This is a genomic window from Mesorhizobium sp. WSM4313, assembly GCF_002294725.1.
Lineage (GTDB): Bacteria > Pseudomonadota > Alphaproteobacteria > Rhizobiales > Rhizobiaceae > Mesorhizobium.
Genome location: NZ_NSFT01000023.1, coordinates 49942 through 56297, shown reverse-complemented (window position 1 = coordinate 56297; position 6356 = coordinate 49942). Strand labels below are relative to the sequence as shown.

The window sequence follows — 6356 nt, the reverse complement described above, 5'->3', positions numbered from 1 at the left end:
GATCGAGGTCTGCCCTGGAATTGTCCTCCGCACTCATTCGGTTCTGATTGATCAGCACGAAGGTCGAGAGAAAGATGGCCTCGACCGAGGCGAACATAGCCAAGATGACCAGTGATGGGTCCCAGGGTCTGACAAAGCTCAGGATGCCGAGATTGAGGGCGATCCAGATCCCGAAGAAGACAATGTGCAAGTAGACGAAGACCATGCTTCCGGCGAAGCCGCTTATCGCTGCGGCCGCGCGCTCCTCCAGCGATGCGGCCGTGGCTTCTCGTTTCCGCCTCTCGATCAGCGCCTCAATGTTTCGCGCCAGAGCGGGGGCAAGGCCTTCCGGCGCCGGCTTGGTTGGCGTGAAGTGACCGTTGCTTTTCGATGCTGCCATCCGTCCAATCCAGTCTCTTCCGTCTAGCCAGCCTAACTCGCCGATCGACAATTCGCTCCGTTGAGGGTCCTCAGATGGCGGATATTGGAAGAATCCTTTGTCTAAGATCGGTGGCGCCGCGTCACACCGGGTCGCCTCTTGCACCGGCGTTGTGCTTGGCCCAGCCCGGCCTATTTATGGGATATGCCCGGGCGCCGAAAAACCGAACCGACCGCCAAATTAATGGCTGAGTGGCCGCTTTCGCCGGCGGCGACTCTGGGATCGTCCATGCGGGCGAGGGGCATTTTCCTCGAGATCCGCGCACGCCTTCCGGCACCCTTGAGAAAGCTGCTTCACATCGAATCCCGTGTGCTCACCTTGCGCCTTCCTGAGGACTCGGATGCCGATGTTGAAGCGGCGACTGCGATCGTGTCCAAAGCCATGCGCGACATCGAGGACCTGCCGGTCATCCCCCGCGAAGCCGAGGACATCCTGACGATCTCGTCCGTCGAGCGGCACCGCTGGCTAAAGGACGGCCGGCTGCAGAGCGCGGGGACCAGAACAGTCAAGCTTCGCGCCCGCGCCAGGAAGATCACCTTCCACGTCTTCGACCCGCGCCACATCGAGGATGTGCTCGACCGGGACCTGGTCACTGTCTGGCGCGAGGAAGACGCGGCAGCCGCCGCCGAGAACCGGCGACGCGCTGCCGCAAAGGCGGCTCTGAAGCGCGCGCAGAAAAAGAGCAGCGGAGCCGCAAGTCATACCCGTGACGAGGCGGGCCTCAGAGGCTGGGAAGATTTCGATTTGGATGGGCTTTTGCGCTGACGGGGTGCCGGAGCGGCGCTCCCGCGAGCAGAGAATCGTCAGTCGAGAACTTTGCTAATCGGGTTGCGAGGTCCACGACCACAGTCCGATCATCGATTGCCGTTTGGAGCCTTGCCAACGAAAAACGCCGGGCTTTTGCCCGGCGTTGTCAGTTGCATCAGTTCTAACGGCCTAAAACTTGAGGCCGATGCCGACGCGGAAGTCATGTGTCTGGGCGGTGTGCTGGAGCACGCAACCGCCGCCGCAATATTCGAAGGTCTTCTTTCCGAAGAACGAGAAATCGTACTCGCCACGGAGAAACACGTTATGGGTCAGAGGCACGTCCACGCCGGCGCCGACAATGCCCCCGACTGCCGTACCGTTCCGTTCCGCAAAGCCGATCGGATGGGTCTTCAGCTGGGACGCGGTGACACCTGCCGTCAGGTAGGGGAGGACCCCGCCCATCTCCATGCCGACTCGACCTTTGACCGAGCCGAACAGGCCGAGAGACTGATCGACATCACCGGGGCCGGGCACGTCGTGGAAGTGGCCTTTCTTGAACCGGTAGCCCAGTTCGCCTTCGACGCCGTAAACGATGTTGCCCGACTGGAAATTGTAGCCGGCGAAACCGCCGATCGTCGGCGAACCCACATTGTGGGTCACATCAGCGCCGATATTCGGCTCACGGATCTTATAATGCTCAAGGGTGCCAGCACCGAAGGCGCCAGCATAAAATCCCTGCCAGGTCCATTCGGTTGTGGCAGCCGGTTCCAGGATGTCAGCCGCCATTGCGGGGCAGCAGAGGGCAACGGCAAATGCAGAAGCAAGCAAAAGAGATTTCATGTTTCCCCCGCAGACAATCTTACATTGAATCGCAATTTGCCACAGAGCGCGCGGGATTGCTGTTGCGAAAAGATCACAAACACCGGCGTTCTGCGCGCTTGTTAAAGCGGCGGCTGCGATCGTGTCCAAGCCATGAGTGACATCGAAGCTAGGCTGCCACGATCCGGACTGTCAGGTCTTCGGCGGGCCGCAGCGTCCTTTCAGCATGGCGATCTCAGTCTAGTGATCGCCGCCGGACAGAGTCGCCAGGCGCTCTTTGTCGGCTTGCGTGCAGGGGCCAGCATTAGGCACGCCCGCTATTTTGTCCGGTGGTGTGGCGCAGCCTGCAATGCAAACGAAAGCAGTGACGGTTAAAGCAAACCGCTTCATGGTCCTCCCAAAATCTCAAACCCGCCGCCAACGTTGCTTAGCGTGGCGCGAATAGCAAGCCGTCCAACGAGGATTCGACAACAAAATGCAAATGGAGCATTATGCCAGCCGGTGTCGGGGGATGCCTCAGTGGATTTACGATCGTATTTTGCCGCAGCGATTGTGGTGCTGTTGTCGGGCTGTGCTGCCGACTATTTGAACAATTTCGATACAATAACGCTTGCGTCCGGCGACGCAAACAACACCAATTCGCTTCTGCAAACCGTCGATCCGTTCAACCCGAACAGCAACAACGCACACATCGAAGGAGATGGGCAGCGGTCGGCAGCAGTCGTTCAACGCTACCGGGGCACGCCACTTATCGGCGCCGCGCAGCAAGGCGGTGGCGGCACACGCGACCTCGATTGCAAGAACGGTACCGGGAACAACCCGGTCGTGGCAGGTCCGGTCGCTGTCGGTTCTGACCCCAACCATCTGGATGGCGACCACGACGGCATTGGCTGTGAAAGGTAGGACGCCTTGAAGTTCGGCATCCGCAAAACAAGCATCAAACGCAGCCTGGCCGCGCCAACGTCGGTCAAGCGAATGGTGGAGCAGCAGCTCGGCTTGAAGGCGCCGCGGGGCATGGGCTGGATTACAGATCCGAAGCGAGCTGCTTACAACCGAGCTTATGACCGGACCACGGTCAGCTTCTGGAGCATCCTCAAGAAGCTCTTCAGATAAGGGGAGTGGGTTAGAGGGCTTGGACAGATCCCGTTACGACAATCGCTCCTACCAGTGGCGGAGCCGCACTGGCGCGACACGCTCACGCGCCACGCGATGGGCAGGCGTGCCGCTTCGCCTTGTGTTCGTCACGGTCGCCGCGGTCTCCGCCCTGGTCACACAATTCGTCATGCACAACAGCGGCCCGCTGCCGGAGATCAACCTGCATAACATCATCAGGCCGCGGCCGGTGTCGATCGTCGGCGTCGCCTCGGTGATCGACGGCGACACGATTGAGATCCACGGCCAGCGCGTGCGCTTCAACGGCATCGACGCGCCGGAGAGCCGGCAATATTGCGACGATGCCAAAGGCTTCGAATATCCCTGCGGCCGCCGCTCCGCCGAGGCGTTGGACAAATTCCTGGCGGCCTCCAGGCCGGTGCAATGCGCATTTGTGACATGGGACCGCTATGGGCGCTTTGTCGGCAGTTGCACGCGCGCTGACGGCGCGGACGTCGCCGCCTGGATGGTCGAGCACGGGCAGGCGCTGGACTGGCCGAAATACAGCAACGGCGCCTATGCCGGGCAACAGGTGAAGGCGCAGGCGGCCAAGGTCGGCCTATGGGCGGGAACCTTCCAGGCGCCTTGGGACTGGCGGGCGCAGCACAGCGATGATGTGCATGCGACGGCGACCTTTGCACTCGGCAGCGGCAACGCCGGCCGCAACATCAAGGGCAACATTTCGGCTGGTGGCGAGCGGATCTATCACCTGCCCGGGCAGAAATATTACAGCGTAACAATCATCAACCAAGCCAAGGGCGAGAGGTGGTTCTGCTCAGAGGCCGAAGCTGTCGCGGCGGGATGGCGACGGTCGAAGCGCTAGCTTTCCCGCTGAAATCTGGCTTCCGCAGCCGTCTGGCGAAAAAGTGGTTGTCGAGGTGGTGGATGTCGATACGTTCCTGGCCGATCGACCCAGGTCTATCTCCGCCGCCTTCGATGAAGAAGTCCTCGCGCGGAATGAGAGCGTCGAGATTGACAACATTTGTAGTCATCGTCCCCCCGGATAGTTGTGTTCTGGCGCCTATGCTTTCCCTTTAGCATAAATACTTGCCGCGTTTCGTCGTTTCCGACATCGTTGAATAACTGGAATTCCTATGGCCCTACAAGACGCCACCATGTTCCCGGGCAAGAATTACACGCCGCTGGCGTGGATTGTCACAATATGGAAAAGGCAGGCAGAGGCTGAAGAAAGCAGGGTACGGAGCATAACGGCTGTGGAACACTTAAGAAGCTTGGCGGAAATCCTGCCGACCGACAATTGAATTCGAGCTCAAGAAGGCGGAGCCTGTACCGTCCATTAGGAAGAAAGGCTGTGAGGGCGACCGGCGAGAATGAGTCGATCAAAGTGGCGTGCTCAGCCTTAATATGCGGTGGGTCGGGCTTATGAGCGATCAGACATTGTGGGCAAAGTTCATTGGAATAGAGATCAACGACGACTACTTTGCACTGGCCTGCGAACGGATTCGCAAAGCCTATTCTCAGGCTGACATGTTCGCGTCTGATGGTTCTCCGCGGGAGATCCAGCTGTGAGCCGCGTCTCAGCAGATCTCGAAGATCTCGCCTTTCCGCTCGGCCTTGAGTTGTCGCGTTACCGCGATATGCGCCATCCTCGCCCAGCTTTCAAAGGCAGCCCGCGCGTTCCCGACAGGCGTGCGGCCATCATAGGCAGCGTTTCATTTTGCCGCCGGCGCTGCTTGATCCGCTGCAGCCTTCGGCCAGGTTCTTCCGCGCTCTCTTGCTCCGCATCGTCGGGTATCGGCCGGCCGAGAACGATCGAGCAGGCTTCCAGGAAATGCGCGCGGCGATGCAGATTCAGACCCTCGCAATGCGCCACCATGCCGATGCCGTCATTGCCGCAGACGCCGCCGGCGCGGCAATTCCATTTGTTCTTGGCGGTGTTGAAAGCGAAGGTGTCGGTGCCGCCGCAATGCGGGCATGGCTGCGGATGCTCGTGTCGGTTGCCGCTGAACTTCAGCCCGAGTCTCTGGGCTGCATCCTCGATCGGCACGGCGCGCGCATCATCGACAAAAAGAGCGAGGGTGTCTTGCGTCATTTCGGCACCCGTTCGGACAATGTCTTGACGCTGCCGGCTGCCCTTCCGATATCTCCATCACAGCGTAAATTGCGCGCGCCTTTTGCCGTTCCCGTTCGCGGAACTGAAGCTGAGTTCCCGACTTGCCAGCGGCCTGCGTCTCGATGAGCGTCGGCCTGCCGTCCTGGGAGAAGCTGATCGAGCGAATGGCGGATGAACTCGGCTTGGAAGTGGACCTTGGCAGGCAACGCGGCCGCTTCCAGACTCTGGCCGAGTATTACCGCATCGAGCATGGCAGCATCGGACCGCTGCGCAGTTGGATGGACCGGCACTGGACCGTCAGCCGCGATAAGATCGAACAGTCCGAGTTGCACCGTCTCATCGTCGCGCTGAACTTCCCGGTGATCTATACGACGAACTATGATCGAAACCTTGAAGTCGCCTTTGAAATACATGGCGTCGAATACGTGAAGGTGGCCAATGCGAGGGATGTCTCGAAGGCTCGCAGGGACGTCCCCTGCATCGTGAAGTTCCATGGCGACTTCGATGACGATTCCTCCTTAGTCCTCACGGAAACCGATTATCTTGATCGACTGTCGTTCGACTCGCCGCTCGACGTGAGGTTCCGTTCGGACGCATTGGGCAGTACGGTTCTGTTTATTGGCTACAGCCTTTCCGACCTGAACATCCGGCTGCTTCTGCATCGGCTCTGGCAGACTTGGAGCCGGTCGGGCTATGAGGCGGATCGGCCCCCCTCGTTTATCTTCATGGCACATCGTGATCCTGTCGAGGAAGCTGTGCTGGCGCGTTGGGGCATTACGGCGGTGACGGGCGACGATCCAGATCCTGAGACGGGACTACTTAGTTTCCTTTCTCGCCTCGCTGACCTTGTATACGCCAATGGAATGAGTCGGCCCGGGTCTGCCGCCGGGAGGCGAGGTGCGGCCGGGCCTACCCTCACCGAGTGACGGCGGCTCGCCGAAGATGGGGTGGATAGGTTATGGTTTTTTAGGTTCGGACGCTGCTTCAGCTTACGCTGGCCTACATATGGCTTGCGTTTACGGAGTTCACGTGACATCGAGCAAAAAATCGCAGGCCAACTTTTCAGCGGATAGATGTTCCGGCACTCGCTCTAAAAGGCCGTCGCTTGTGCGCAACCTCAAATGTGCCGACCGCACCCGAAGGGCC

Annotated in this window: 8 protein-coding genes; 5 read left to right on the top strand and 3 right to left on the bottom strand. The window is 59.9% G+C overall.

All coding sequences use genetic code 11. The annotated features are described in order from the left end of the window. Positions 1 to 379: DUF1003 domain-containing protein (locus CK219_RS28755; protein ID WP_095769930.1), on the bottom strand; the 379-nt coding region annotated here is incomplete at its 3' end. 183 nt (positions 380 to 562) lie between these two features. On the opposite strand from CK219_RS28755, the gene CK219_RS28750 reads away from it, so the two are divergent. Next, positions 563 to 1183: a hypothetical protein gene (locus CK219_RS28750; protein ID WP_095769929.1), complete on the top strand. Its 621-nt coding sequence runs from the start codon at positions 563 to 565 to the stop codon at positions 1181 to 1183. Between the two features lie 171 nt (positions 1184 to 1354). Here CK219_RS28750 and CK219_RS28745 read toward each other — a convergent pair whose 3' ends face one another. After that, on the bottom strand, positions 1355 to 2005 hold the full coding sequence (locus CK219_RS28745) for an outer membrane protein (protein WP_095769928.1): 651 nt from the start codon (positions 2003 to 2005) through the stop codon (positions 1355 to 1357). A 498-nt stretch (positions 2006 to 2503) separates the two neighbouring features. On the opposite strand from CK219_RS28745, the gene CK219_RS28740 reads away from it, so the two are divergent. Genes CK219_RS28740 through CK219_RS28730 form a run of 3 tightly spaced genes read left to right on the top strand, consistent with a single transcriptional unit; the run spans position 2504 to position 3959 of the window. Further along, complete coding sequence (locus tag CK219_RS28740) at positions 2504 to 2887, top strand: excalibur calcium-binding domain-containing protein (protein ID WP_095769927.1); 384 nt, start codon at positions 2504 to 2506, stop codon at positions 2885 to 2887. Between the two features lie 6 nt (positions 2888 to 2893). Continuing rightward, positions 2894 to 3097: a hypothetical protein gene (locus CK219_RS28735; protein WP_095769926.1), complete on the top strand. Its 204-nt coding sequence runs from the start codon at positions 2894 to 2896 to the stop codon at positions 3095 to 3097. A 19-nt stretch (positions 3098 to 3116) separates the two neighbouring features. Further along, positions 3117 to 3959, top strand: a complete 843-nt coding sequence (locus tag CK219_RS28730) for a thermonuclease family protein (RefSeq protein ID WP_245340646.1) — start codon at positions 3117 to 3119, stop codon at positions 3957 to 3959. Between the two features lie 765 nt (positions 3960 to 4724). Here CK219_RS28730 and CK219_RS32010 read toward each other — a convergent pair. Further along, complete coding sequence (locus tag CK219_RS32010) at positions 4725 to 5189, bottom strand: hypothetical protein (protein ID WP_095769924.1); 465 nt, start codon at positions 5187 to 5189, stop codon at positions 4725 to 4727. A 122-nt stretch (positions 5190 to 5311) separates the two neighbouring features. Between CK219_RS32010 and CK219_RS28720 the strand changes: the two genes are divergently transcribed. Beyond that, complete coding sequence (locus tag CK219_RS28720) at positions 5312 to 6136, top strand: SIR2 family protein (protein WP_245340645.1); 825 nt, start codon at positions 5312 to 5314, stop codon at positions 6134 to 6136. Positions 6137 to 6356 lie beyond the last annotated feature (220 nt).

Coding starts and splice junctions, on each gene's coding strand:
- CK219_RS28745 (WP_095769928.1), bottom strand. CDS start 2,005: ATGAAATCTCTTTTGCTTGCTTCTGCATTTGCCGTTGCCCTCTGCTGC.
- CK219_RS28750 (WP_095769929.1), top strand. CDS start 563: ATGCCCGGGCGCCGAAAAACCGAACCGACCGCCAAATTAATGGCTGAG.
- CK219_RS32010 (WP_095769924.1), bottom strand. CDS start 5,189: ATGACGCAAGACACCCTCGCTCTTTTTGTCGATGATGCGCGCGCCGTG.